Below are 22,541 nucleotides of genomic sequence, written 5' to 3' on the forward strand. Positions count from 1 at the left end.
CGTCGTTGCGGTCGCGGTCGCTGTCGCGGTCACCCCACCGCCGGCGACGCCGGCCTGCGGGACCGACGGGCACTTCACGGCGAGCGACGAGACCCCACCAATGACCGACTCGCAGGCGCAGGTGTTGCTGACGAACGACGACGGCGTCGACGCCGGCGGCCTCGCGGCGCTGTACGAGGAGCTGCGCGCCGTCGCCGACGTGACCGTCGTCGCGCCCGCCGAGAACCAGTCGGGCGTGGGGCGGGCGCGCTCGCGCGCCGTCGACGTGGACGACCACGAGTGGGGCCACGCGGTCCACGGCACGCCCGCCGACTGCGTCGCCTACGCGCTCCGGGCGCTGGACGAGGAGTTCGATCTGGTCGTCTCCGGGTGCAACCACGGCCCCAACTGCGGCGAGTACATCATGGGCCACTCGGGCACCGTCGGCGCGGCCGTCGAGGCGGCGTACCTCGGGGTTCCCGCGGTCGCCGTCTCCGCGTACCACCGCGAGGAGTTCTTCCCGCCGGCTGAGTTCACCTTCGAGACGCCCGCGCGGCTGACCCGCCTGCTCGCCGAACACGTGCTCGACCGCGGCGACGGGAGTGGGAGCGGGAGCGGAAGCACGGACGGCGGCGCCGACCTCGCGGACGCGGATCTGCTCTCGGTGAACGCTCCCGTCGACGCGGCCGACTGCGACCTCCGGCTCACCGAGCCGCTGGCCGACTACGGCGTCGACGTGCGCGAGGCCTCCCCGGAGGAGCGCGAGACCCACGACGGCGACTGGCGGCTCGAATCCGACTTCTGGGCGCGCCTCGATCAGCCGGGGCGACACCCGACGCTGGAGCAGGTGGGCGACTCCTACCCCGCGTGGTCCGACCGCGCGGCCGTCGTCGACGGCGACGCGAGCGTCTCGGCGCTGCGCGTACCCCAGGTGCCGATTCACTCCGAACGGCTGGACGACCTCGTCGCCGCGGTGAACCGCGACTGGCGGGCCGAGCGCGAGGCCGCGCCGGCGGCGGACGACGACTGAACGGCAGTCACCTCCCGAGACGGGTCCTCGGCGCTACAGCGTCGCCGCGTCGCCGTCGGCCCACACCTCGTAGCCGTGTTCCCGTCCGCGTTCCTCGACCGCCCCGGTGTGCAGCCGGAGCATGTGCTCGGAGACGTTCGTGGCGACGCGCCGGTCGGCGTCGAGGCGGTCGAGGCCGGCCCGAAGCGCCGCGGCCTCGGCGTGGAGTTCCGCCCCCAGCACCGACCCCTCCACGAACAGGAGGTCGAGTCCGTCGGCGGGGACGCTCCCGGGATCGGGTGCGGCGTTCAGATCCGGCGCGTAGCCGACGACCGCCTCGTCCGGGTCGGCGTCCCCACGGGGCCCCTCCGACCGCGGGCCGCGGACGACGTACCCGAGCGTCGGAAACAGCGGTTCGCCGTGTTCCACCTCGAACGCCGTGACCGAGAGTGCCCCGACCGACACCGGGTCGCCGGGCGAGACGACCGCCATCCCGACGCGGTCGACGAGCCCCGGCCGTTCGGTGGCGTACTTCTGCAGGACGCTACGGGGGACGTACGTCTCGAAGGGGTCGGCGACCGGATGATCGTGGCCGAGGTCGTCGCCGTTCAGGAGGTGCCGTTCGTACCGGGTGTGGTTCAGCTCGGAGACGCCGGCGGCGTGGTCGTAGTGGCCGTGCGTGAGGAACACGGCGTCGAGGTCGGTCACGCTCGCCTCGCGAAGTGCGGGAGTCACGTCCGGAGGCGCGTCGATGAGAAGCGTCGTTCCCGCCGCCTCGACGAGGAGGCCGGGCCGCCGTCGCGGGTCGCTCGCCGCACAGAACGCACAGTCGCACAGGGGCACGGGGACGCCGAGGGCGTCGCCGGTGCCGAGGAGGGTACAGCGCACGGTGACGGATCGAGTAGGGGGCACTCGACTGTTCGGGTGGTGTGGGAACACCCGAACCCGCCCGGCCGTGATACTGTCTACGACCCATCGACGACCGCGACGACGCCCGTCAGCGCCAGCGACGCCACCAGCGCGACCGCGAGCACGCCGAAGGCGGCGCCGAAGCCGGTCGCGTCGGCGACGCCGCCGACGACGGCGGGCGCGAGCGCGCCGGCGCTCATCAACAGCGTCCGGACGACGCCGAGTCCGCCGCCGGCAGCCGATTCGGGGAGGACGGCGGCGAGGTACGCGCCCCGGACGGGGCGGAAGCCGTGACTGCCCAGCCCGAACGCGACCACCGCCCCGGCGACGGCGACGACGCCCGAGACCGACAGCAGCGCGAGGAGCCCGCCGGTCGCGAGCGCGAGCGTCGCGGCGATCACCGGGAGCTGTCCGACGCGGTCCGAGAGGTCGCCGGTTCCCAACTGGACGAGCGAGACGACGAACAGCCCCGAGTACAGCAGCGAGGCGGTCGTCTCGGGCAGCCCCGCGGCGTCGGTCAGATAGAGGGGGAGGAAGGCGACGGCGCCGTTGTACGCGAACGAGAAGCAGACCGTCGCGAGGACGAAGAACGCGAAGGCGGGCTCGCGAAACAGCGCCGCGTAGCGACGGAGGGCGCCGCCCGTGTCGTCGACGCCGTCCGTCTCGGCGTGGTCGCTCGTGTCGTCGCCGGCGGCCGTGTCGGCGTCGTCGGACCCGTCGGTGGCGGCACCGCCGAGGTCGGCCGCACCCGGATCCGGAGCGCTGCGGGCGAACAGGAGCGCGAGCCCGCCGGCGGCGACCGCGCCCGCGAGGAACAGCGCGTGCCAGTCGAGCCACGGGAGCGCGACGCCGGCGACCGTCGCGCCGGTGACCGCCACGACGGCGGCGGGGGCGGCGACGCCGCCGAAGGCGCCGAGCGTGTCGAGCACCCCGAGCGCGCGGCCGGTCCGCCCGGGGTACAGCCGCGAGAGCAGCCGGACGGCGACGGTCTTGTGGACGCCGGTGCCGAGGCCGACGAGCAGCATGCCGCCGCCGAGGACGCCGAGCGCGAGGGCGTCGGGGACGGGCACCGCGAGCACGAGCGCGCCGAGGCCGGTGACGACCGCGCCGGCGACGATCACCCGCCGCGCGCCGACCCGGTCGGCGAGCGCGCCGCTGGGGAACTGCATCGCCGCGTAGACGGTCAACATCGCGGTGAACGCGACCCCGAGGACCGCGCTGGAGACGCCGAGCGCGTCACGGAACGCGGGAAACAGCGGCGGGAACGCGTACCGGAGGAACTTCGCGAGAAACCAGATCAGCGCCGTGAGCGCGAGCACGTCGTAATCGGCGAGCGCGCGCAGCCGCGATCCGACGCCGGTTCCCATTCGGTTCGGAGGACGGCTGTCGGGGTCAAAAGGCGCGCGGAAGCGGCCGTTCGGGACGGTTCGCCGGAGGCTGCGTCCGCGCCCCCGCTCGCGTTCGCGTTCGCTCTACGGTGCGCCGGCGAGTACCAGCGTACTCTCGGCGTCGCCGTTGCGGATCTGCCGGGTCGCGTCCGGGGAGATCCGGACGGCGTCGCCGGGCTCCAGCTCGACCTCTTCCCCGTCGACGGCGACCGTCGCGGCGCCCTCGACGAGGAGGTACACCTCCTCGTGGTCGCGCTCGGCGTGGTCGTGTTCCTTCCCGGTCCACCCGGGGTCACAGTCGACGACGGTGACGCCGAGGTGCTCACACTCCAGCGGGTCGCGCAGGAAGTGCATCGCGCCCGCGGCCGGCTCGACATCGCGGTAGTTGACGGTGGCGTAGCTCACGATCGGTCGAACCGGCGAAACGCCCATCTAGCTGTCGGCGGTTCCAGCCGCGCACGAATCGCGGCGCCGGTGGCGCCCGCCGGTTGCGTCGGTTCACCCGAACGGACCCATCCCGCCCATGCCGCCGCCGCCACCGCCGCCGCCCTGCTGTTGCAGCTTCTTCATCATGCGCTGCATGTCGCCGTCGCCCATGTTGCCGAACTGGTCCATCGTGCGCTTCATCATGCTGTGCTGTTCGAGCAGCTCCTCGATGCGCTCCTTCGGAACGCCGGAGCCGCGGGCGATCCGCTCCAGCCGGTCGCTCTTGATGACCGCGGGGTTCTCCAGCTCCTCCTCGGTCATCGAGTCCATCGCGATCTCGAACGAGCGCATGCGCTCCTGGGTCACGTCCATCGCGTCGTCGGGGAGCTGGTCCATGATCCCGCCGCCCATGCCGGGGATCATGTCGAGCACCTGGTCGAGGGGCCCCATGCGGTCCATCGCCTTCATCTGGTTGCGCATGTCCTTGAGGGTGAATTCCCCCTCCATCATGTCCTCGGGGTCCCAGTCGTCCTCCTCCTGCGTCTCCTCCATCGCGCGCTCGACGCGCTCGGAGAGCTGCTTGAGGTCGCCCATCCCGAGCAGCCGCGAGATGAAGCCGTTGGGCTCGAAGCGCTCGATGTCCTGCACCGTTTCCCCGGCGCCGAGGAACGCGATGGAGGAACCGGTCTCGTTGACGGCCGTCAGCGCCCCGCCGCCCTTCGCGGTCCCGTCGAGCTTCGTGATCACGACGCCGTCGATGCCGATCGACTCCTCGAACTGCCGGGCCTGCTCTTTGGCGCCCTGGCCGATCGCGGCGTCGAGCACGAGCAGCGAGCGGTCCGGGTCGACCGCGTCGTCGATCTGCTCGATCTCCTCGATGAGATCGTCCTCCAGCGCGTGGCGACCGGCGGTGTCGACGATGCGCACGTCGGCGTCCGCCGTGGCCTCCAGCCCCTCCCGGGCGATGTCGACGGGGTCGTCGTTGTCCGGGTCGCCGTAGAACTCCACCTCGGCGTTCTCGGACATCTGCTTGGCCTGGTCGTAGGCGCCGGGGCGGAACGTGTCGGTCTGGATGACCGCCGGGCGCAGCCCCTTCTTCGAGAACCACCACGCCATCTTGGCGGCCGTCGTCGTCTTCCCGGAGCCCTGGAGACCGGCGAGCATGATCGTCTGCTCCTCCAGCGGGATCTCGGTCGACTCGCCGATGAGGTCGACCATCTCCTCGTAGACGATCTTGAGGACGTGGTCGCGGGCGGTCGTGCCGCCTGGGGGTTCCTCCTCCAGCGCGCGGGTCTTGATGCTGTCCGACAGCTCCATCACGAGGTCGACGTCCACGTCGGCCGACAGCAGCGAGCGCTGGATCTGCTTGACGACCTCCTGCACGTCGTCCTCGTCGATACGGGACTTCCCGCGGAGCGAGTCCATCGTGCCCCGGAGGGAGCTCCCCAGATCGTCGAGTACCATCTTGTTGGTCGTGGTAGTCGGTCCGTGCGGTAAAGGCTTCCCTACACGGTTCCGGTACTGTTTGCGTTCGCGGTTCGACCGAGTTCGAGGCGGCTATCGGTGTACCGACGACCTCGAAAGCCCCCGTGGGTGTGCGGTCGCGCGGCCCACGCTGCGCTCCTCGGTCGTTCGCCGGGCTCACTCCCTCCGGTACTTGCGGGACCGGGCTTCCCGCAACCCACGGCCCCTTTCAGTCCCACCCGCTGCGACCGCACCGCACCTCATCCTCCCCAGCCGACTGCGATGCTCGCTCGGCCTCCGGCCTCGCTGTGCTTCTCGCCCCTCGCGCGCTCCCGGCGCGGACGGAGCCGCGCCGGCGCGCGCCATGGCTGTCGTCGGATCGGATCGCACCGAAACCACTTCACCCGACACCGCGAACCCGGTGACGTGTTCGGGCTCGACGCCGCAACCCTCGCCGCCTACGTCGCCGCCGCGGGCGCGCTGATCCTCGTCCCCGGACAGGACACCCTCGTCGTCCTCACCCGCGGGTTCGCCTCGCGCGCGGCCGGCGTCGGCGCGGCCGTCGGGGTCGCCGTCGGCGTCCTGATCCACGCCACCGCGGCGGCGCTGGGACTGGCGGCCGTCTACCGCGCGGTCCCGGCCGCGGCGACGCTCGTCACGCTCGCGGGCGCTGCGTACCTCCTGTGGCTCGCGATCGACACGGCGAAAGGGCACGGTTTCGGGTCGAGACCGCGAGACGGTCGACCGTCTGACGCTCGACCCGACGGCGGCCCCGCGGAGCCCGGAACCGGGACCGTCAGCGACGGGTTCCGTCGCGGCCTCCTGACCAACGTCGCGAACCCGAAGGTCGCGCTCTTTTTCCTCGCGTTCCTCCCCGGATTCGCCGGCGACGGCGAACCGACGACGATGGTCGCGCTCGGGGCCGTGTACGCCCTGCTCACCGTCGCGTACCTCGGTGCCGTCGGCGCGCTCGCGGGCCGGATCGGCGCGGTGGCGACCGGCCGGACCGCGCGGGCGATCCGGCTCGGCTCTGCGGCGGTGCTGGTCGCGCTGGCGGCGGCGCTGATCGTGCGGGTCGTGTGAGTCGTCGCCTCCGGGGACGCGACCCCGACTACGCGTTCGGGGCGTCCGCTGCCTCCCCGCCCTCCCGGGCACGCTCGCGGAGGCGGTCGATCCGGTCTCCCAGCGCGACGTTCGCCGAGAGCGGGTTCGGTACCCGCCGACGCGACGGCTCCATGGCGTGCACCTCGGCGTACCGCTCCAGCGCGTCGGCGACGGCGTCGGCGCCGACCGATTCGGCCGCGCGGTCGTCGGCCGCGACGATTCCCCGGCGCGCGTACCACAGCCCCCCGGCGAGCGCGACGCCGGCGACGGCGACGAGCGGGCCGTTCGGACCGCTGGAACCGGAGAACGCGGCCAGAAGCGGGACGGCCGCGCCGATCACCGCGCCCATTCGACGCGACAGCGCCCGCGAGCGGACGCGTCCGGCCTGCACCGCGAGCAGCGCCGCGGCGGTCTCGTCGTCGAGGGCGTCGAGGAACGTGCTCGTCACGAACAGCCGCCGGGTCGGGCCGATCCCGCGGACGAACGCGTTCGCGGTCTCCTCGTCGTCGGTGTCGAGCACGCGAACCTCGTCGACGAGCCCCGAACCGACCCCGGCGCGCTCGCGGAGGCGGTCGATCCGGGCGGCGTCGTCGTCGGTCGGCTTTCGCGTCGACCGGAGCGCGCCGACGATCCAGGGCGACGCCGCGAGCACCCCGACCACGAGCGCGACGAGCCCGGCCGCGACGGCGACTATCGAGGCGCCTGACCCGACACCGACCCGGAACGGCGTGAACGCGAGCGCGAACACGCCGCTCGCGCCCAGCAACCACCGGGCCATCAGTGCGACCGCGCGGCCCGTCCCGAGGTCGATGTCGCGGACGGCGCGGACCCCGCGCACCGTCGGCGCGTACGCGACGAGCGCGACGGTGCCGGCCGCAGACATCGTCAGGAACTCCGAGAGGAACACGTCGACGGCGACGGTGCCGGTCGATCCGCCGACGAGCGCCGCACGGACGGCCGCGCCCAGATCGAGGATCGACAGGAGGCCGTACGCCAGCACCCCGAGCGGAAGGACGGCGCCGACGTACAGCAAGCGGTACTTCCCGACGGGGTTCGAGAGTCGACGCGCGAGGGCGCTGCCGACGGCGCCGACGACCGCCCCGAGCAGACAGAGGAGCACCCAGAAGACGACCGGCGGGCCGAGATCGGGCGTGGAGGACGCGACTGCGGACTGAAGCGGGACCATGCGCGGCGATCCCGTCGCGCGGGTGAAAACCGTGCCGAACCGCCGGGATCCCGGGAGCAGTCTCGGCGACGGTCGCGCACCGCCCCCGACGGACTCAAGGACGGCGGCGCCGTCACCACGGCCATGCGCATCGCCGTGCCCAACAAGGGCCGCCTGCACGAGCCGACGATCGACCTGCTCGAACGCGCCGGCCTGCACATCGAGAACACCGCCGACCGGCAGCTGTACGCCGACACGGTCGACCCGGACGTGTCCGTGCTGTTCGCGCGCGCCGCCGACATCCCGGAGTACGTCGCCGACGGCGCCGCCGACGTGGGGATCACCGGACTCGATCAGGCCAGGGAGTCGGGTCACGACCTCGTCGACCTGCTCGATCTGGGCTACGGCCGCTGCCGGCTCGTGCTCGCGGCGCCCGAGGACGGCGACATCGCCGACCCCGAGGACGTTTCCGGCTTGACCGTCGCCACCGAGTTCCCGCGGATCACCCGGGAGTACTTCGACCGGAAGGGGATCGACTGCGAGGTCGTCGAGGTGACGGGCGCGACCGAGCTCACCCCGCACGTCGACATGGCCGACGCCATCGTCGACATCACCTCCACGGGCACCACCCTCCAGGTGAACCGCCTCGCGGTCGTCGACGAGGTGCTCGCCTCCTCGGTCCGGCTGTTCGCCCGTCCCGACGTGGCCGACGACGACAAGGTCGGGCAGGTGCGGACGGCCTTCGAGTCGGTGACCGCCGCCGAGGACAAGCGCTACCTGATGATGAACGCGCCGCGCGAGGCGCTCGCGGACGTGAAGGAGGTGCTCCCCGGCATGGGCGGCCCGACGGTGATGGACGTGGCCGACGGCGAGACCGAACACGTCGCCGTCCACGCGGTCGTCGACGAGCGCGCGGTGTTCGAGGTCATCGACGAGCTGAAGCGCGTCGGCGCCAGCGACATCCTCGTCACCGAGATCGAGCGACTCGTCGAGTAGCGCTCCGCCCGAAAATCAGTCACCGTCTCGCCGCAGCAGTCACCGTCTCTCCGCTGTAGTCACCGACCGCCGCAGCGACCGGACCGGCGACACTACGCGCCGATCGCCTGTTGCCAGGCGGCGGTGTCGGTGTAGTCGACGAACTTGACCAGCCGCCCGTCCCGGAAGTCACACACGTGTGCGAACGGCGCTTCGAGCGACTCGCCCGACGAGCGGACCGTCCCGCGGTCGGTGCCGAGGACGACGATCGTGTCGCCGCCGTCGACGTACCGCTCCGGGACGGCCGCGAACGGTTCCATGTCCTCCATTACCGGCGCGAACACGTGCTCCGTGATCGCGTCGGGGCCGCGATAGGTGCCGGCGTACCGCGAGCCTTCGGGTTCGGTCCACTCGATGTCCGGGTCCATGTGCCCGAGCACCGTCTCCACGTCGCCGTCGTTGAACGCGCTGTACATCTCCTGGACGATCTCCAGGTTGGTTCTGGCCGCTGTGCTCGCCATTTCTTTCACCAACGATCGTGTACGTCTCGTGAGGGTAAATAGAGGAGTTGCCAGATGCGCACACGATGCGGCCGGATCGTCGAGTCACGGACGGAAACGGCGGAAAAGTCCGGGTTTTCACTTCGAGCCTTCCTCCCGATTCCTCTCCGTTCGCCACCGCAGCGTCGGCGACCCGATCCGCGGGTCTAGGCCGACGCCGATCCCGCGCCCGTCGCCCTCGCGGTAGCGCACCCACGCGACCGTCGCGGCGATCCCGAGCACGATCGCGCCCACCCCGAGCAGTCCCGCCTCGGGGCCGAACGACCCCCCGGTCACGAGCGCCGGCCCGGTCGATTCGAGGTCGACGACGGCGGCGTCGATGCCGAGCCCGCTGACGGGGAAGCCGTACAGCAACCCCTGCGCGGCGTTCCAGGAGACGTGGACGCCCACCGGGAACGACAGCCGCCCGGTGAGCACGAACCCGACGCCGAGGAACGCCCCCGCGAGGGTGATCCCGACGGTCGAGGCGAGTGAGGCGCCCGGGTTGGCCGCGTGCAGCAGGCCGAAGACGGCCGCCGAGACGGCCAACGCGCCCCCGACGGCCACGCGCTCGCCCGCGAAGCGGAGTCCCTCGGCGACGTTGACCAGCAGGAGCCCGCGGGAGACGAGCTCCTCGTAGAAGCCCACGACGAGGAACACCAGGAGGACGGAGCCGAAGCCGGCCGCGGTGCCGACGAGCGTGTCGGCGACGCGGAACCACCCGGCGGCGAGACCGACGCCGGCGACGACCGTCTGGAGTGCGACCCCGAGCGCGAGCCCGGCGCCCAGGTCCGCGAGCCAGCCGGGCTCGCGGCGCAGTCCCAGATCGGCGACCGTGCGGATATCGACGTACCGAGCCGCCAGCAGCGTCGCCCCTGCCACCGCGAGCATCGGAAGGACGGTCGACAGCGGGACCGGAAGGCCGAGGACGCCGGCGGCGACCCCGCCGGCGACGAGCGCGACGACGATCACGACGAGGGCGGCCGCGAGTCGGATCGGCGCGCGCGGGCGGCGCTCGGCGGCGTTCCAGACGGCCGACCGGACGGCGTCGACGACCCCGGTCATCCGGGAGCAGTCTGGTAGATCGCGAGGATCTGTTGGATCCCGATGGCCGCCAGGACGGTCAACGCGTAGTGCATCGCGGTGATCATCGCGGTGCCGCGACGGTCCAGCCCGTACGCGAGGCGCACGACGACGAAGTCGACGACGAGCGCGATGGCGATGACGCCGGCCGTCGGCAACACGGCCGCCGACAGGCCGACGAGCGCCATCGCGACGCCCGGCGGGACCGCCTGCCTGAGCTCGGCCTCGTCGCCGAGGACGAAGTAGGCGGCCGTGTTCGCCAACAGCGTCGACAGCACCGCGATGAGGAGGAACCCGGCGAGGACGCCGAGCGAGGACTGTTGCAGCAGCACGCTACCCGAGCAGCCCCAGCTCCGAGAGCCGGTCGGAAATGACCCGAACGGCCGCCTCGGCGTCGGCGGGCTCCGTCCCGCCGGTGATGACGAGCTTGCCGGAGCCGAACAACAGGGCCACGACGTCGGGCTCGTCGATGCGGTAGACGAGGCCGGGGAACTGCTCGGGCTCGTACTCGATGTTCTCCAGGCCGAGCCCGATCGCGATCGCGTTCAGGTTCAGATCCTTCCCCAGATCTGCGGAGGTGACGATGTTCTGGACGGTGATCTCGGGGTCCTCCTCGATCGGGATATCCAGCGCGCGCAGCTCGTCGAACACCATGTGGAGCGCCTCGTGGACGGCGTCGGTGCTCTTGGCGCCAGTGCAGACGATCTTGCCCGAGCGGAAGATGAGCGCGGCGCTCTTCGGGTCGGTCGTCCGGTACACCAGCCCGGGAAACTGCTCGGGGTCGTAGTCAGCCCCCTCGAGATCCATGGCGACCGTCTGGAGGTCCAACTCCTGCTCGATCCCCGTCGACGCGACGACGTTCTCGATGTTGATCGACTTCGTGGGATCAGGCATTCTCGTTGGAACCGACGGTTTAAATGAATAAAGTACTACCGCCGTGCCCCCATGCGGATTCACTCCGCGGGAGTCGGCGCCGCCCTCGGCGCCGGCCCGAACCCGTGCGTTCAAGCGCCGCGCCGCCGCACGTCCGTCCGTGTACGGGTTGGAGTTCGTCGGCGACGAGGACCGGTTCGCGGCGCTGGAGGCGGGGGTCGCCGCCGCGACCGGGATCGAACGCGTCGCCCCGGGACTGGCGGTCGCCGACGCGGTCGACCCCGAGCGCGTGCGCGGGCTGGCGTACACCAGACGTGCGCTCGACCTGCTCGGGCGGACGGACGCCGACCCGCGAAGCGCCCGCGCGGTCGTCGAGGCCGCGAGCATCGGGCGGGAGGGCACGGTCGCCGTTCGCGCGCGCGCGCTCCGCGACAGCCCCGCCGTCTCGACGAGCGAGGTCGAACGCGAGTGCGGGAGCGCGCTCGTCGTGCGCGGCTTCGACGTTGACCTCGACGATCCCGACCACACCCTCCGCGTGCTGTTCGCCGACGATACCTGTCTGGTCGGGTGGGTCGTCGCCGAGTCCGTCCGCGACTTCTCCGCACGCCGGCCCACGGATCGGCCGTTCTTCCAGCCGGGAAGCATGGCGCCGATGGACGCCCGCGCGTACGCGAACCTCGCGGGGGCGGGCCCCGGAACCCGGCTCGTCGACCCGATGTGCGGGACCGGCGGCGTGCTCATCGAGGCGGGGCTCGTCGGCAGCGACGTCGTCGGCAACGACGCCCAGGCGAAGATGGTCCGCGGCGCCCGCGAGAACCTCGCGCACTACCTCGACGGGGCAGGGTCGCCCGCGGCGCCCGCGACGCTCGGCCCTTCGCCCGGCGGGTTCGACGTGATCCGAGGCGACGCCACCGCGCTCGCACTTCGCGACGACGCCGCCGACGGGGTCGTGTTCGACGCGCCCTACGGTCGCCAGTCGAAGATCGCGCGCCACAGCCTCGACGACCTCGTCGGCGACGCGCTCGCGGAGGCGGCACGGGTCGCGCCGCGGGGCGTGCTGGTCGCGGACCGGTCATGGCGCGATGCCGCAGTCGACGCCGGCTGGCGCGTCACCGACTCCTTCCGGCGGCGGGTCCACCGCAGTCTCGTCCGACACGTGCACGTGCTGGACCGGGCGTAGCGGGCGGGCCTGCCGCCGGGGACGGCGTTCCCGTGACAGCGGTGATCGCTCTCTTGAACTGAACGAAGGCGACCGGAAAACGACGCGCTACTTCGCGGCGAGCGACTACTCCTCGGCGAGCAGTTCGTCGACCAGTTCTTCGGGGTCGAACCGCCGCAGGTCGTCGTACCCCTGCCCGACGCCGAGGAAGAGGATCGGCTTGCCCGTGACGTACGCGATGGAGATGGCGGCGCCGCCGGAGGAGTCGGCGTCGGCCTTCGTGAGGACCGAGCCGTCGATCGCCGCGGCGTCGTCGAACTCCTGGGCGCGCTTGACGGCGTCCTGGCCGGCGACCGCCTCGTCGACGAACAGCGTCATGTCGGGGTCCACGACGCGGTCGATCTTCTCCAGTTGCGCCATCAGGTCGTTGCTGGTGTGGAGGCGGCCGGCGGTGTCGCCGAGCACCACGTCGATGTCGTTGGCCTCGGCGTACTCGACGCCGTCGTAGATGACGGCCGCCGGGTCGCCGCCCTGCTCGTGGGCGATGAGCTTCCGGTCGAGCGCCTCGGCGTGCTCGCGGATCTGCTCGTTCGCGCCCGCGCGGTAGGTGTCGCCGTTCGCCAGCACCGACGAGTAGCCGCGCTCGTCGAGCCACTCGGAGAGCTTCGCGATGGTCGTGGTCTTCCCGACGCCGTTGACGCCGGTGAACACGACCGTGACGGGCTTGTCCGCCTCGGCGATCCGCTCCTCGAAGTCGAACTGCCCGACGCTGATCACGTCCAGCAGCGCGTCGTGGAGCGCCTCGGTGACGAGCTGGTCGGTCGTCTGCACCTGCGCGCGCGTCTCGCCGAGCATCTTCTCGCGGACGGTCTCGAGGATGCGGTCGGCGACGCTCATCTCCACGTCGCTGGACAACAGCGCGAGTTCCAGGTCCTGAAGGGGCTCCTCGAGGTCCTCCTCCTCGATGATGACCTTCCCGGTCGCGAACGCCGCCGCGCGCTTGAGGCGCCCGGGGCCGGCGGACTCGTCGTCGGCCGGCTCGCCCTCGGCGGGGTCGGTCGAGGCTGCCTCGTCGGGGGCCGCCTCGGCGGTCGCGTCCGCGTCGATGTCCGCCGCGGCGTCGACCTCGGCGGCTTCGGCGTCGGCCTCCTCGGCCTTCTCCTCGACTTCCTCGGCGGCGTCCTCGCGGAACGAGGAGAGCTTGTCCTTCAGGCCGTCGAACATTCCTTACTCGTCCCCGTCGTCCTCGTCGGCCATCTGCTGCATCTGCTGCATCTGCTGTTGCTGCATCTGCTGTTGCATCTGCTGGGCCTGCTGTTCGAGCTGCTGGCTCTCGGCCTCGAGGTCGGCCTTCTCGTCGCTGACGGTGTCGATCTGGTCGTCGAGTGCGTCCTTGCGCCCCTCGAGGGCCTCCACGGCGTCGCCCTCCTCCAGTTCGGCGGCGTAGTCGCCGCCGAGGCTCACGACGATCTCGTCGAGGTCCTGGACCTCGGCGCGGACGTACGCGCCGCCGCCCAGCGGCACCTGAACCGTCGAGCCGGTTTCGATCTGGCCGACGGCGTCGATGGCGTCGTCGATGTCGCGCTGCTCCTGCCGGAGGTCGTCGATCTCCTCCTCCAGCTCCTCGATCTCCGCCTCGATCGCCTGGATCTCCTGGGAGATCTGCTGCATCTGCTGCTGGCCGGGACCGCCGCCACCACCGAGGCTCATTCGGCGACCACCTCGCCGATCTCGATCTGGGTGCGGTTCAGGTTGTGCTCGGCGCCGAACTTCGAGAGGACGTGCTCGCGCGCCACGTTCTCGTTGACCGCGTCGAGCGAGCGGGTGAACGCCTGCATCCCGTCTCGGGTCTGGAACTCGCCGCTAACAGTGAACTGGCTCATGTGCCCGAAAAACCGCTCGGGAGCGGGAAGTACCTTCCGACTCGGACCCCTTAGCCAGGTCGACGGCCGCGGCGACGGCGAACGTCGGATCGGCCGGTCGTCCGGGCCTCGCTTCGTTGATGGGCGGCTCGCTCACAAGCTCGCCGTTCACGAGACCGGCGGTCTCGTGAGCTCACAAATCGCGGAGCGATTTGTGAACGCCGTTGTCCGAGGCCCCCTTCGGTCAGCCTCGCTTCCTTCATGGGCGGCTCGGGCCTCGCGACCTCGCTCCGCTCGGTCGCGAACACCTCTCCGCCGTTTGTCGTCGCCTCACTCCGTTCGGCGACGCTCTACTCGATGAACCCGAGCGTGTCGTCGATCCGACCCAACTCGGGCCCCGTCGTGTCCTCGCCGACGGCGTACCCGTCGTCGTTGGCGAGCAGCCCCGAGCCGACCAGCGGGGCGCCGTAGTTGACGGTGCCCAGGTCGGCGTACACGTCGAGGTGCTCCTCCAGCGCCTCCAGCTCCGGCTCCTCGCTGTGCGGGTGACAGAGGACGCCGGTGTTGTTGGCGACCGCGGCGGTGCCGACGGTGTTGACGCCGCCGAGCGAGCCGCGCTTCGTCGGCACGTCGAGCACGTCGGCGACCACGTCGACCGCCTCGTCTGTGAGATCGGGGTGGACGTACGCGCCGTAGTCGTTCGCGAGCACGACGTTGCCTGCGGCGTTCAGCTTCCCGGGGAGGCGTTCGACTGGGTCGCCGGTCGCCTCGCGGATCGCGTCGATCTCGCGGTCGGTCGCCTGTCGGGACACGAGCGTTCCGTTCTCGTTGCCCGCGACCAGCGAGCCCACCGTGCCGGAACCGCCGACCGTCGTGGTCAGGACCTCGACGCCGAACTCGCTTTCGAGCCGGTCGGCGAGGTCGTCCTCGACGTCGGGCCGCACGACGAGGCAGTCGCTGGCGGCGTGCGCGTAGACTCCGACGTACGACGACCCGGCGAACGAAACCCGAAGCACGCCCTTAGGCCGGCTCCGCCTCGACGACGATGTCGCCGTCCTCGTCGAAGCGGGCCGCGCGCAGGCGTACCGAACTCGGCGGCTTCTGGCGCCCGCGCTCCCAGACGGTCTCGTTGACCGCGGGGTCGAGGCGGACGTCGCCCTCGTCGACCGAGAAGTGTTTCGCCAGGTGCTCGCGGACGAGCGACATCGCCCGGTCGCCGCGCTCCTGGGCCGGCGCCTGCTTCGCCTCGCGGAGCGGGACCGTGACGACGCGCTCCTCGAAGTCGTTGGCGCTCATTTACTCGTCGGTGTCCGAGCGCCGCCAGTGGCGTCGCTTCGGGTTGCGGGTCACTTCCATGTCGGTCTTCATCATCACCCACGCCGGAACGCGGCTGTTCTGCCGCTCCAGCTTGGCAAGGCGCTTCTTCTTGGCCTTGGATTTCTTGGTCATGGTATCCGGCAGTTTTGCTTCGGGAAGGGAAAACCCTGTCCATCCGGGTCGCTCCCGTCCCGGAGGCCGGCGAGTTTTTGTCCTCAACCAGACACGACGTGAGCGTGCACAGACGCGATGCGCTCCGCGCGGCCGGCGGTCTCGCCGCCACGGGACTGGGAACGCTCGCCGGCTGCGTCGTCGGCCGTCGTCCCTCGCCCCCGCTTTCCGACTCCTTCGAGGACGGGATCGACGCGTGGACCACCGACGCCGCGATCGGGCCGGAGGTGCCCCTCGACGAGTTCGAGTGGTCGATCTCGCCGTCGACGGAGCGGGCGAACGGCGGCGCCCGCAGCGTCGAGGTGTTCACCGAGGGCGACTACGACGACGGGATCGCATGGCTGACCCGCCCGATCGACACCAGCGAGGTGGACGCCGACGTGCTCCGGGTGTCGGTGCACGCCTGGAGCGAGTCGGAGAGCTTCAACGTCCTCCGGAACCTCGCCGTCCGGATCGGCCCCGAGCCGCCCGAGACCGAGGAGGACTTCCCGCCGCCGGAGACGGTCACGACGCCCGAGTCGCCGACCGCGGTGGGGGGACTGAGGCAGCCGCTCCACCGCGTCGAGGGGTGGGACGAGTACCGGTTCGAGTGGCAACCGAGCGAGGTTCCGGACGAGCTACACCTCTCGGTGGGCGTCGCGGTCGTCTGGGAGGCGGACGCCACCCACTACATCGACGACGTGCGCGTGGAGGAAGTTCGGTAGGCGGGGGAGCCGGCGGGAGAGCCGTCGGTAGCGGAGCGACCCGGCGGGGAAGCCGTCAGTCACAGCCCCGCGAGCGACCCCACCCCGGCGCCCACGGCGGCCGCGAGCGCGCCGCCGAGCGCGACACGCACGGCCGTCTCCAGCACGTCGCCGCCGACCAACTGGACACGGAGGCCCCCGACGACCGCCAACTCGGCGGCGACGATCCCGACCGCGAGCGGGAACCCCCAGCGCGTCTCCGCGAGCACCACCAGCGACGGGAGCGCGCCGGCGAGGAACGCCCCGCCGCCGGCCAGGCCCGCCCGCCGGACCGGGTCGCCGTCGGCGGAGAGTCCGCCGTCGTCGTCCCCCGCGGCCGCGAGGGCCGCATACAGCCCGACGCCGATCGTCGCCGCGAGCCCGACGAGCCCGGCGGTCCAGCCGTCGACCGCGACGGCGGCGGCGAACAGCGGCGCGGGAACGACGACGGCGCCGACGGTGAGTCCCGTCAGCGCCGGCTCGCTCACCCGGTAGCGAACCGTCGTCCTCGTTCGCCCTCGACCGCGCATTCGCACCCGATTTTTCGGCCGACAAGATAAATCCGCCGCCCGGTTCGGTGGAACGCCGGCGTCGAGGGGACAAGTGAGGGAACGAAACGGAACGGCGAAACCGGCTTACCGACCGCGCCCGGAGTGCGACCATGGGCTCCGTCGGCGTCGTGCTCCTCGCGGATTCCGTCACGGTTCTCGCGGATCCCGTCCCGGTCCTCGCGGATCTCCTCCCGCTCGTCGCCGACGCGCTGGCCCGCGTCGCCCGCATCGCGGTCCTCATCGCCGTCGGCGTGTTCCTCGCGAACGTCGCCGTCGAGTTCGGCCTCGTCGAGCGGATCGCCGGCTTCTCGCGATATCTCACCGGACCGGCGAACCTCCCGGACGAGGCCGGCACCGCGATCGTCACGACCGCGGCGTCGACGACGGCGGGGTACGGCATGCTCGCGGACTTCCGCGAGTCCGGTCGGCTGTCGGACCGGGCGACGATGGTCGCCGTCGTCATCAACACGTTCTTCGGCTTCGTGCAGCACCTGTTCACGTTCTACGTCCCCGTCGTCATCCCGATCCTCGGCCGCGAGACGGGCGTGCTGTACGTCGGCACGCGCGGCGCCATCGCGCTCGGGATCACCCTGACGGGCGTGCTCGCCGGCGCGCTCCTCCTGCGCGGGGAGGCGGGGAGCCGACCGGAATCGGACCCGGAGCCGGACACCGAGACGCTCCGGGAGGCGACCGACGGCGGGACGGCAGAGGGCGGGGCGGACGACGGCGAGGCGGCAGACGGCGGGGCGTCCGGCGAGGCGGCGGATGGGGAAGCGGACCGACCGGCGGACGCGACGCCCGGCGAAACGGACGAGGGGGCGTCGATGCGCGAGCGGGCCGAGTCGGCGGCCGACTCGACGTGGTCGACGCTCCGGCGGATCGTCCCGCGGCTCGCGTTCGTGTACGTGCTCGTCACGGTGCTGGTCGCCCGCGTCGACCTCCGGGCGCTCTCGGAGGTCGCGGGGCCGCTGGCGGAGGTGGCCGGGCTCCCGGCGGCGGTCGTCCCCGCGATCCTCGTGTTCGTCTTCGACACGACCGCGGGCGTGGCGGCGTTCGCGCCGCTGATCGGGTCGACGCTGACGCCCGAGCAGGCCGTCGCCGGGATGTTGATCGGCGGGATCGTCTCCTTCGCGTTCTCGACGTTCAAGCGGTCGATCCCGTTCCAGTACGGGATCTGGGGCCCCGAGTTCGGCTCGAAGGTGATCGCGGTGAACACCGGGCTGAAGATCGCGTTCATCTCGGTCGCGCTGGCGGTGTTCCTGCTGTGAGCGGGGCGGGGGGAGGGGTCGCGCGAGGACGAACCCGACGGATTGAGTAGCCGCCGAGCGCCACCCACGGGCATGACCGACACACTCGCCGTCACCGACGGGCGCGTCCTCACGCCCGAGTTCGACGTGGTCCGCGCGGACGTGCTCATCGACGCCGACGCGGGCGAGATCCTCGAGGTGGCCCCCGACCTCGCGGGCGACGCCGACCGGACGCTCGACGCGACGGACTCGCTCGTGATGCCCGGGCTCGTGAACGCCCACGGCCACGCGACGATGACGCTCCTGCGCGGCTACGCCGACGACAAGAACCTCGAGGACTGGCTGCAGGAGGACATCTGGCCCGCGGAGGCGGAGTTGACGCCCGCGGACGTAGGCGTGGGTACCCGGCTGGCGGCCGTCGAGCTGATCCGGAGCGGCACCACCGCGTTCGCGGACATGTACTTCCACGTCGGCGAGGTCGTCGAGGCGGTCCGCGAGGCCGGCCTCCGCGCCCGCGTCGGCCACGGCGTCGTCACCGTCGGTAAGGACGAGCCGGCCGCGCGCGAGGACTTCGCCGAGTCGGTCGCCGTCGCCGAGGAGTACGACGGCGCCGCCGACGGCCGGGTCCGGACGGCGGTGATGCCCCACGCGCCCCACACCGTCGGCACCGAGTACTTCGAGGAGTTCGTCCCGAGGGTCCGCGAGGCGGGCGTCCCGCTGCATTTCCACCTGAACGAGACCGAAACGTACATCGAGGAGATCGATGCCGAGGCGGGCGTCCGGCCGACCGAGTACGCCGCCGATCTCGGCCTGCTCGCCGAGGACACCTTCGTCGCCCACGGCGTCCACCTCGACGACGACGAGATCGAGACGCTCGCCGAGCGCGACACCAGCGTCGTCCACTGCCCGGCCTCGAACATGAAGCTCGCCTCCGGGATGGCGCCCGTCCAGGACATGCTCGACGCGGGCGTGACCGTCGCGCTCGGCACCGACGGCGCGGCCTCGAACAACGACCTCGACCTCTTCGACGAGCTGCGCGACGCCGCGATGATCGGCAAGCTCGCCGCGGACGACGCCGCCGCGGTCGACGCCGAGACCGCCGTGCGGATGGCGACCGCGGGCGGCGCCGAGGCGCTCGGGTTCGACTCCGGGCGGATCGAGGCGGGCGCGAACGCCGACCTCGCGGTGGTCGACCTCGAATCGGTCCACCTCACGCCCGAACACGACCTCGTCTCGCACCTCGCGTACGCCACCCGCGGCAGCGACGTTCGGCACACGGTGTGTGACGGCGAGGTGTTGATGCGCGACCGCGAGGTGCTCGCCTTCGACGAGAACGACGTGCGCGAGCGGGCTCAGGAGCACGCGGAGGCGCTCGTCGCGCGCGCCGAGGAGTAAGAGCGACCTGCCTTGCGGTGGCGCGTGCCGGCGGGCCTTTGTGCCCGCCGGACGCGCGCGAGGGATGAGTGAGGAGCGAACGGAGTGAGCGACGAGCGAATCGGATGGGGAGGAGGTGGCGGCGGTGCTGTGCGGTCGGGTGGGACTGAAAGGGGCCGCGGGTGTGCGGGAAGACGCGAACCGACAAGCACCGCAGCGAGGCAGAAGGCCGAGCGAGGAGCGCAGCGGTCGCACCGACCGCACACCCGCGGGGGCTTTCGAGCACTCCTTCCCCGAGGCGTGCTCACCCTCGGCTCCTCCGACGTTCACAACCGACCGATCGAACCAACCCGCATCCGGCGGGATTAAACCGCACGCACGCCACCACCGATCATAATGAGTACACAGTCGTACGCACCCGTCACGGACCACCTCGACGACCCCGACTCCGCACGCGAGGAGGGCCGCCGCAAGATGGACTGGGCGCTCCAGCACATGCCCATCCTGAACCACCTCCGCGAGGAGTTCACCGACACGAACCCCTTCGCCGGCCAGACGATCGGCATGGCGATGCACGTCGAGGCGAAGACCGCGAACCTCGTCGAGCTGCTCGCCGACGGCGGCGCGGAGGTCGCCATCACCGGCTGCAACCCGCTCTCCACCCACGACGACGTGAGCGCGGCGCTGGACGCCCACGAGAACATCACCTCCTACGCCGTCCGCGGCGTCGGCGACGAGGACTACTACGCCGCCATCGAGTCCGTCATCGCCCACGAGCCGACGATCACGGTGGACGACGGGATGGACATGGTCGCGGCCATCCACGAGGACTACCCCGAGCTCATCGACTCCATCGTCGGCGGCGCCGAGGAGACCACCACCGGCGTCCACCGCCTGCGCGCGATGGACGCAGACGGCGAGCTTCACTACCCCGTCTTCGCCGTCAACGACACGCCGATGAAGCGCCTGTTCGACAACGTCCACGGCACCGGCGAGTCGTCGCTCGCGACCATCGCGATGACGACGAACCTCTCCTTTGCCGGCAAGGACGTCGTCGTCGCCGGCTTCGGGTACTGCGGCAAGGGCGTCGCGAAGAAGGCCGCCGGCCAGAACGCGAACGTCATCGTCTGCGAGGTCGACTCCCGGAAGGCCCTCGAAGCCCACATGGAGGGCTACGACGTGCTGCCGATGGCGGAGGCCGCCAAGGAGGGCGACGTGTTCGTCACGACGACGGGCAACCGCGACGTGATCACCGAGGAGCACTTCCGGGTCATGCAGGACGGCGTCCTCCTCGCCAACGCCGGCCACTTCGACGTGGAGATCAACCTAGACGAGCTCGACGACCTCGCGGTCGACCGCTACGAGGCCCGCGACGGCGTCGAGGCCTACGAGATGGCCGACGGCCGCCGGCTGAACGTGCTCGCGGAGGGCCGCCTCGTCAACCTCGCGGCGCCCCTCGCGCTCGGCCACCCGGTCGAGGTCATGGACCAGTCGTTCGGCGTGCAGGCCGTCTGCGTGCGCGAACTCGTCGAGAACGGCGACGCCTACGACGCCGGCGTCCACGAGGTGCCCGACGACCTCGACCGCGAGGTCGCCGAGGTGAAGCTCGCGGCCGAGGGCGTCGCGTTCGACGACCTCAGCGACGAGCAGCGCGAGTACATGGGCTCGTGGCAGCACGGGACCTGAGCACGCGGATCGACCTCCAGTCCCCGCGGGCGGTCACGGCTCGCCCTCGACGGTTCCGAGGACGAAGCCGTACTTGAGCAGGGCGACGAAGACCGCGCCGCCGACGGCGTTGCCGAGGGTCGAAAGCGCAATGAACCGGAGGTACTCGGGGACCCCGATAGCCGGGTCGACCAGCGTCGCCGCCAGCACCTCGACGTTGCCGGCGATCGAGTGCGGGAGGTGCGCGAAGCCGATGCCCCCGGTGACGAGCACGACGAACACGACGCGGGCGATGGTGGAGTCGGCGGCCGCCACCAGCCACGCGAGCAGTCCCATCAGCCACCCCGTGAGCACGGCCCCCGCGAACAGGACCGCCGTCGGCTGGTCGAGGAAGGGCTCGGCGAGTTCGGCGAACGAATCGGTGCTCGCGAGGCCGTAGGCGGGCGCGAACCAGACGACGAAGACGGCGAAGGCGACCCCGCCGACGACGTTGCCGGCGTACACGAGCGACCAGAGCCGCCCGAGGTCGCCGAGGCCGGCGCGGTCGTCGAGCACGGGAACGACGGCGAGGGAGGTGTGTTCGGTGAACAGTTCCGAGCCGCCGAGGACGACGAACACGAACCCCACCGAGTACGCCGCGCCGACGTACAGGCGGTGGACCACCGGGTCGCCCCCCGCCACCGTCAGCGTCGTCACGACCGCGACCAACAGCGGCCCGAAGCCGATGTCGAGTCCGGCGGAGACGGCCGAGAGGAACAGCGCCGGCGCCGGACGCTCCATCTCGTCGGTGGCCGACTGCATCAGCCGCTCGATGACGGTGACGTTCGAGGCCTGGTCGTCGCCCTCGCTGCGCGTTCCGCGGGTGGACCCGGTCTCGTCGTCGGGGACTCGCGTCTCCTCTGACACGCCCCACGGTTCGGCGTCCGTGCGGATTAATATCCGCACGTGGACCAGTATCCGGACGCTCGGGCCGCGGCCGCTACAGCGACACCAGCGCCCGCGTCTCGTACTCCGGTCCCTCCTCGGTCAGCGTCGACTCCGTGAGCCGGATCTCGTCCACCTCGAACCGGCCCACCGTGGGGTCCCCGTCGAGGTAGTCGAGTACCTCCCGTTTCCCGCGGGCGTCGTCCATCCGCGCGAGGGTGAAATGCGGCGTGAACTCGTGGTCGGCCTCATCGAACCCTCGGTCGACCGTCTCGCGCTCGACGGCCTCCGCGAGCCGCGTCAGCTCGTCGGCGCCGTGACCCTCGCGGACGCCGACCCAGATCACGCTGATGTACTCCCGCGAGGGGAAGACGCCGAGGCTGCCGACCTCGACCTCGAACGGGTCGACGGCGGCCGAGTCCACCGCCGACTCCAGCGCCTCGACCACGTCGCCGACGCGGGACTCGTCGGTGTCGCCGAGGAACTTTACCGTGCAGTGCGCCTGCTCGGGGTCGGTGAAGCGCAGGCTCTCGATGTCCCGAAGCGGGTCCTGGACGGCGGCGAACTCGTCCGCGAGCCGGTCCGGCAGGTCGACGGAGACGAACAGTCGCGGCATACGCCGACTTCGCGGTCGA

The 22,541-nt window shown here is 71.6% G+C and carries 26 protein-coding genes; 8 read left to right on the forward strand and 18 right to left on the reverse strand.

Annotation, left to right across the window (positions count from 1 at the left end; translation table 11 throughout):
- Positions 1–100: 100 nt before the first annotated feature.
- Entirely contained in the window at positions 101–1,009 is a 909-nt protein-coding gene (surE, locus tag K6T50_RS09030; RefSeq protein ID WP_222606291.1) for a 5'/3'-nucleotidase SurE, read from the forward strand.
- A gap of 33 nt (positions 1,010–1,042) precedes the next feature.
- Here the strand turns inward: surE and K6T50_RS09035 are convergent, their stop codons facing one another.
- The 4 genes from K6T50_RS09035 to K6T50_RS09050 all read right to left on the reverse strand — a co-directional run bounded on the left by K6T50_RS09035 (position 1,043) and on the right by K6T50_RS09050 (position 5,175).
- Entirely contained in the window at positions 1,043–1,876 is an 834-nt protein-coding gene (locus K6T50_RS09035; RefSeq protein ID WP_222606292.1) for an MBL fold metallo-hydrolase, read from the reverse strand.
- A gap of 77 nt (positions 1,877–1,953) precedes the next feature.
- Positions 1,954–3,264 carry an MFS transporter gene (locus K6T50_RS09040; RefSeq protein ID WP_222606293.1) on the reverse strand — a complete coding sequence of 437 codons (1,311 nt, stop codon included), beginning with the start codon at positions 3,262–3,264 and terminating at the stop codon, positions 1,954–1,956.
- Positions 3,265–3,369: 105 nt separating this feature from the next.
- Positions 3,370–3,690, reverse strand: coding sequence for a cupin domain-containing protein (locus K6T50_RS09045; RefSeq protein ID WP_222606294.1), 321 nt, complete (start codon positions 3,688–3,690; stop codon positions 3,370–3,372).
- Between the two features lie 93 nt (positions 3,691–3,783).
- Positions 3,784–5,175 carry a signal recognition particle protein Srp54 gene (locus K6T50_RS09050; RefSeq protein WP_222606295.1) on the reverse strand — a complete coding sequence of 464 codons (1,392 nt, stop codon included), beginning with the start codon at positions 5,173–5,175 and terminating at the stop codon, positions 3,784–3,786.
- 426 nt (positions 5,176–5,601) lie between these two features.
- Between K6T50_RS09050 and K6T50_RS09055 the strand changes: the two genes are divergently transcribed.
- Positions 5,602–6,258, forward strand: a complete 657-nt coding sequence (locus K6T50_RS09055; RefSeq protein ID WP_225935292.1) for a LysE family translocator — start codon at positions 5,602–5,604, stop codon at positions 6,256–6,258.
- Between the two features lie 28 nt (positions 6,259–6,286).
- Here K6T50_RS09055 and K6T50_RS09060 read toward each other — a convergent pair whose 3' ends face one another.
- Positions 6,287–7,465 carry a M48 family metalloprotease gene (locus tag K6T50_RS09060; RefSeq protein WP_222606297.1) on the reverse strand — a complete coding sequence of 393 codons (1,179 nt, stop codon included), beginning with the start codon at positions 7,463–7,465 and terminating at the stop codon, positions 6,287–6,289.
- Positions 7,466–7,588: 123 nt separating this feature from the next.
- Here K6T50_RS09060 and hisG point away from each other — a divergent pair, with 123 nt between their 5' ends.
- On the forward strand, positions 7,589–8,440 hold the full coding sequence (gene hisG, locus K6T50_RS09065; RefSeq protein ID WP_222606298.1) for an ATP phosphoribosyltransferase: 852 nt from the start codon (positions 7,589–7,591) through the stop codon (positions 8,438–8,440).
- A gap of 92 nt (positions 8,441–8,532) precedes the next feature.
- On the opposite strand, the gene K6T50_RS09070 is transcribed toward hisG, so the two are convergent.
- The 4 genes from K6T50_RS09070 to K6T50_RS09085 form a co-directional block, all read right to left on the reverse strand.
- The gene (locus tag K6T50_RS09070) at positions 8,533–8,940 is read right to left on the reverse strand and encodes a nuclear transport factor 2 family protein (protein WP_222606299.1); all 408 of its coding nucleotides are present in this window, start codon (positions 8,938–8,940) and stop codon (positions 8,533–8,535) included.
- 117 nt (positions 8,941–9,057) lie between these two features.
- Positions 9,058–10,023, reverse strand: coding sequence for a CPBP family intramembrane glutamic endopeptidase (locus K6T50_RS09075; protein WP_222606300.1), 966 nt, complete (start codon positions 10,021–10,023; stop codon positions 9,058–9,060).
- Positions 10,020–10,373 carry a DUF7473 family protein gene (locus K6T50_RS09080; protein WP_222606301.1) on the reverse strand — a complete coding sequence of 118 codons (354 nt, stop codon included), beginning with the start codon at positions 10,371–10,373 and terminating at the stop codon, positions 10,020–10,022. Before K6T50_RS09080 ends, K6T50_RS09075 begins: the two co-directional genes overlap by 4 nt.
- Before the next feature lies 1 nt (position 10,374).
- Positions 10,375–10,935: a TATA-box-binding protein gene (locus K6T50_RS09085; protein WP_222606302.1), complete on the reverse strand. Its 561-nt coding sequence runs from the start codon at positions 10,933–10,935 to the stop codon at positions 10,375–10,377.
- 148 nt (positions 10,936–11,083) lie between these two features.
- Between K6T50_RS09085 and K6T50_RS09090 the strand changes: the two genes are divergently transcribed.
- A complete protein-coding gene (locus K6T50_RS09090; protein WP_222608871.1) occupies positions 11,084–12,094 on the forward strand; it encodes a THUMP domain-containing protein in 1,011 nt (336 codons plus the stop codon).
- A gap of 105 nt (positions 12,095–12,199) precedes the next feature.
- On the opposite strand, the gene ftsY is transcribed toward K6T50_RS09090, so the two are convergent.
- The 6 genes from ftsY to K6T50_RS09120 form a co-directional block, all read right to left on the reverse strand.
- Positions 12,200–13,297: a signal recognition particle-docking protein FtsY gene (gene ftsY / locus K6T50_RS09095; RefSeq protein WP_222606303.1), complete on the reverse strand. Its 1,098-nt coding sequence runs from the start codon at positions 13,295–13,297 to the stop codon at positions 12,200–12,202.
- Positions 13,298–13,300: 3 nt separating this feature from the next.
- On the reverse strand, positions 13,301–13,783 hold the full coding sequence (gene pfdA, locus K6T50_RS09100) for a prefoldin subunit alpha (protein WP_222606304.1): 483 nt from the start codon (positions 13,781–13,783) through the stop codon (positions 13,301–13,303).
- Positions 13,780–13,956 carry a 50S ribosomal protein L18Ae gene (gene rpl18a, locus K6T50_RS09105; protein WP_222606305.1) on the reverse strand — a complete coding sequence of 59 codons (177 nt, stop codon included), beginning with the start codon at positions 13,954–13,956 and terminating at the stop codon, positions 13,780–13,782. Before rpl18a ends, pfdA begins: the two co-directional genes overlap by 4 nt.
- Before the next feature lie 329 nt (positions 13,957–14,285).
- Entirely contained in the window at positions 14,286–14,951 is a 666-nt protein-coding gene (locus K6T50_RS09110) for a translation initiation factor IF-6 (protein ID WP_222606306.1), read from the reverse strand.
- 4 nt (positions 14,952–14,955) lie between these two features.
- Positions 14,956–15,231, reverse strand: coding sequence for a 50S ribosomal protein L31e (locus K6T50_RS09115; protein ID WP_222606307.1), 276 nt, complete (start codon positions 15,229–15,231; stop codon positions 14,956–14,958).
- The gene (locus K6T50_RS09120) at positions 15,232–15,384 is read right to left on the reverse strand and encodes a 50S ribosomal protein L39e (RefSeq protein WP_073308560.1); all 153 of its coding nucleotides are present in this window, start codon (positions 15,382–15,384) and stop codon (positions 15,232–15,234) included.
- 104 nt (positions 15,385–15,488) lie between these two features.
- Here K6T50_RS09120 and K6T50_RS09125 point away from each other — a divergent pair, with 104 nt between their 5' ends.
- A complete protein-coding gene (locus K6T50_RS09125) occupies positions 15,489–16,127 on the forward strand; it encodes a hypothetical protein (RefSeq protein WP_222606308.1) in 639 nt (212 codons plus the stop codon).
- A gap of 59 nt (positions 16,128–16,186) precedes the next feature.
- Here the strand turns inward: K6T50_RS09125 and K6T50_RS09130 are convergent, their stop codons facing one another.
- Positions 16,187–16,675: a hypothetical protein gene (locus K6T50_RS09130; protein ID WP_222606309.1), complete on the reverse strand. Its 489-nt coding sequence runs from the start codon at positions 16,673–16,675 to the stop codon at positions 16,187–16,189.
- A gap of 131 nt (positions 16,676–16,806) precedes the next feature.
- Between K6T50_RS09130 and K6T50_RS09135 the strand changes: the two genes are divergently transcribed.
- The 3 genes from K6T50_RS09135 to K6T50_RS09145 all read left to right on the forward strand — a co-directional run bounded on the left by K6T50_RS09135 (position 16,807) and on the right by K6T50_RS09145 (position 21,003).
- Entirely contained in the window at positions 16,807–17,964 is a 1,158-nt protein-coding gene (locus K6T50_RS09135) for a nucleoside recognition protein (protein WP_225935293.1), read from the forward strand.
- A gap of 72 nt (positions 17,965–18,036) precedes the next feature.
- Complete coding sequence (locus K6T50_RS09140; protein WP_222606310.1) at positions 18,037–19,338, forward strand: amidohydrolase; 1,302 nt, start codon at positions 18,037–18,039, stop codon at positions 19,336–19,338.
- A 375-nt stretch (positions 19,339–19,713) separates the two neighbouring features.
- Positions 19,714–21,003: an adenosylhomocysteinase gene (locus K6T50_RS09145; RefSeq protein ID WP_222606311.1), complete on the forward strand. Its 1,290-nt coding sequence runs from the start codon at positions 19,714–19,716 to the stop codon at positions 21,001–21,003.
- Positions 21,004–21,036: 33 nt separating this feature from the next.
- On the opposite strand, the gene K6T50_RS09150 is transcribed toward K6T50_RS09145, so the two are convergent.
- Both K6T50_RS09150 and thpR read right to left on the reverse strand, forming a co-directional pair.
- Positions 21,037–21,888, reverse strand: a complete 852-nt coding sequence (locus tag K6T50_RS09150) for a formate/nitrite transporter family protein (RefSeq protein ID WP_321170102.1) — start codon at positions 21,886–21,888, stop codon at positions 21,037–21,039.
- A 73-nt stretch (positions 21,889–21,961) separates the two neighbouring features.
- On the reverse strand, positions 21,962–22,522 hold the full coding sequence (gene thpR / locus K6T50_RS09155; RefSeq protein ID WP_222606312.1) for an RNA 2',3'-cyclic phosphodiesterase: 561 nt from the start codon (positions 22,520–22,522) through the stop codon (positions 21,962–21,964).
- Positions 22,523–22,541: the final 19 nt, after the last annotated feature.

It is taken from the genome of Halobaculum magnesiiphilum (assembly GCF_019823105.1).
GTDB lineage: Archaea > Halobacteriota > Halobacteria > Halobacteriales > Haloferacaceae > Halobaculum > Halobaculum magnesiiphilum.

Bases quoted from the DNA above. Each gene is read 5' to 3' on its own strand.
- pfdA (WP_222606304.1), bottom strand. From the start codon at position 13,783: ATGAGCCTCGGTGGTGGCGGCGGTCCCGGCCAGCAGCAGATGCAGCAG.
- K6T50_RS09145 (WP_222606311.1), top strand. From the start codon at position 19,714: ATGAGTACACAGTCGTACGCACCCGTCACGGACCACCTCGACGACCCC.
- K6T50_RS09135 (WP_225935293.1), top strand. From the start codon at position 16,807: ATGGGCTCCGTCGGCGTCGTGCTCCTCGCGGATTCCGTCACGGTTCTC.
- K6T50_RS09060 (WP_222606297.1), bottom strand. From the start codon at position 7,465: ATGGTCCCGCTTCAGTCCGCAGTCGCGTCCTCCACGCCCGATCTCGGC.
- K6T50_RS09075 (WP_222606300.1), bottom strand. From the start codon at position 10,023: ATGACCGGGGTCGTCGACGCCGTCCGGTCGGCCGTCTGGAACGCCGCC.
- rpl18a (WP_222606305.1), bottom strand. From the start codon at position 13,956: ATGAGCCAGTTCACTGTTAGCGGCGAGTTCCAGACCCGAGACGGGATG.
- K6T50_RS09115 (WP_222606307.1), bottom strand. From the start codon at position 15,231: ATGAGCGCCAACGACTTCGAGGAGCGCGTCGTCACGGTCCCGCTCCGC.
- ftsY (WP_222606303.1), bottom strand. From the start codon at position 13,297: ATGTTCGACGGCCTGAAGGACAAGCTCTCCTCGTTCCGCGAGGACGCC.
- hisG (WP_222606298.1), top strand. From the start codon at position 7,589: ATGCGCATCGCCGTGCCCAACAAGGGCCGCCTGCACGAGCCGACGATC.
- K6T50_RS09130 (WP_222606309.1), bottom strand. From the start codon at position 16,675: ATGCGCGGTCGAGGGCGAACGAGGACGACGGTTCGCTACCGGGTGAGC.
- surE (WP_222606291.1), top strand. From the start codon at position 101: ATGACCGACTCGCAGGCGCAGGTGTTGCTGACGAACGACGACGGCGTC.
- K6T50_RS09040 (WP_222606293.1), bottom strand. From the start codon at position 3,264: ATGGGAACCGGCGTCGGATCGCGGCTGCGCGCGCTCGCCGATTACGAC.
- K6T50_RS09050 (WP_222606295.1), bottom strand. From the start codon at position 5,175: ATGGTACTCGACGATCTGGGGAGCTCCCTCCGGGGCACGATGGACTCG.
- thpR (WP_222606312.1), bottom strand. From the start codon at position 22,522: ATGCCGCGACTGTTCGTCTCCGTCGACCTGCCGGACCGGCTCGCGGAC.
- K6T50_RS09070 (WP_222606299.1), bottom strand. From the start codon at position 8,940: ATGGCGAGCACAGCGGCCAGAACCAACCTGGAGATCGTCCAGGAGATG.
- K6T50_RS09140 (WP_222606310.1), top strand. From the start codon at position 18,037: ATGACCGACACACTCGCCGTCACCGACGGGCGCGTCCTCACGCCCGAG.
- K6T50_RS09120 (WP_073308560.1), bottom strand. From the start codon at position 15,384: ATGACCAAGAAATCCAAGGCCAAGAAGAAGCGCCTTGCCAAGCTGGAG.
- K6T50_RS09085 (WP_222606302.1), bottom strand. From the start codon at position 10,935: ATGCCTGATCCCACGAAGTCGATCAACATCGAGAACGTCGTCGCGTCG.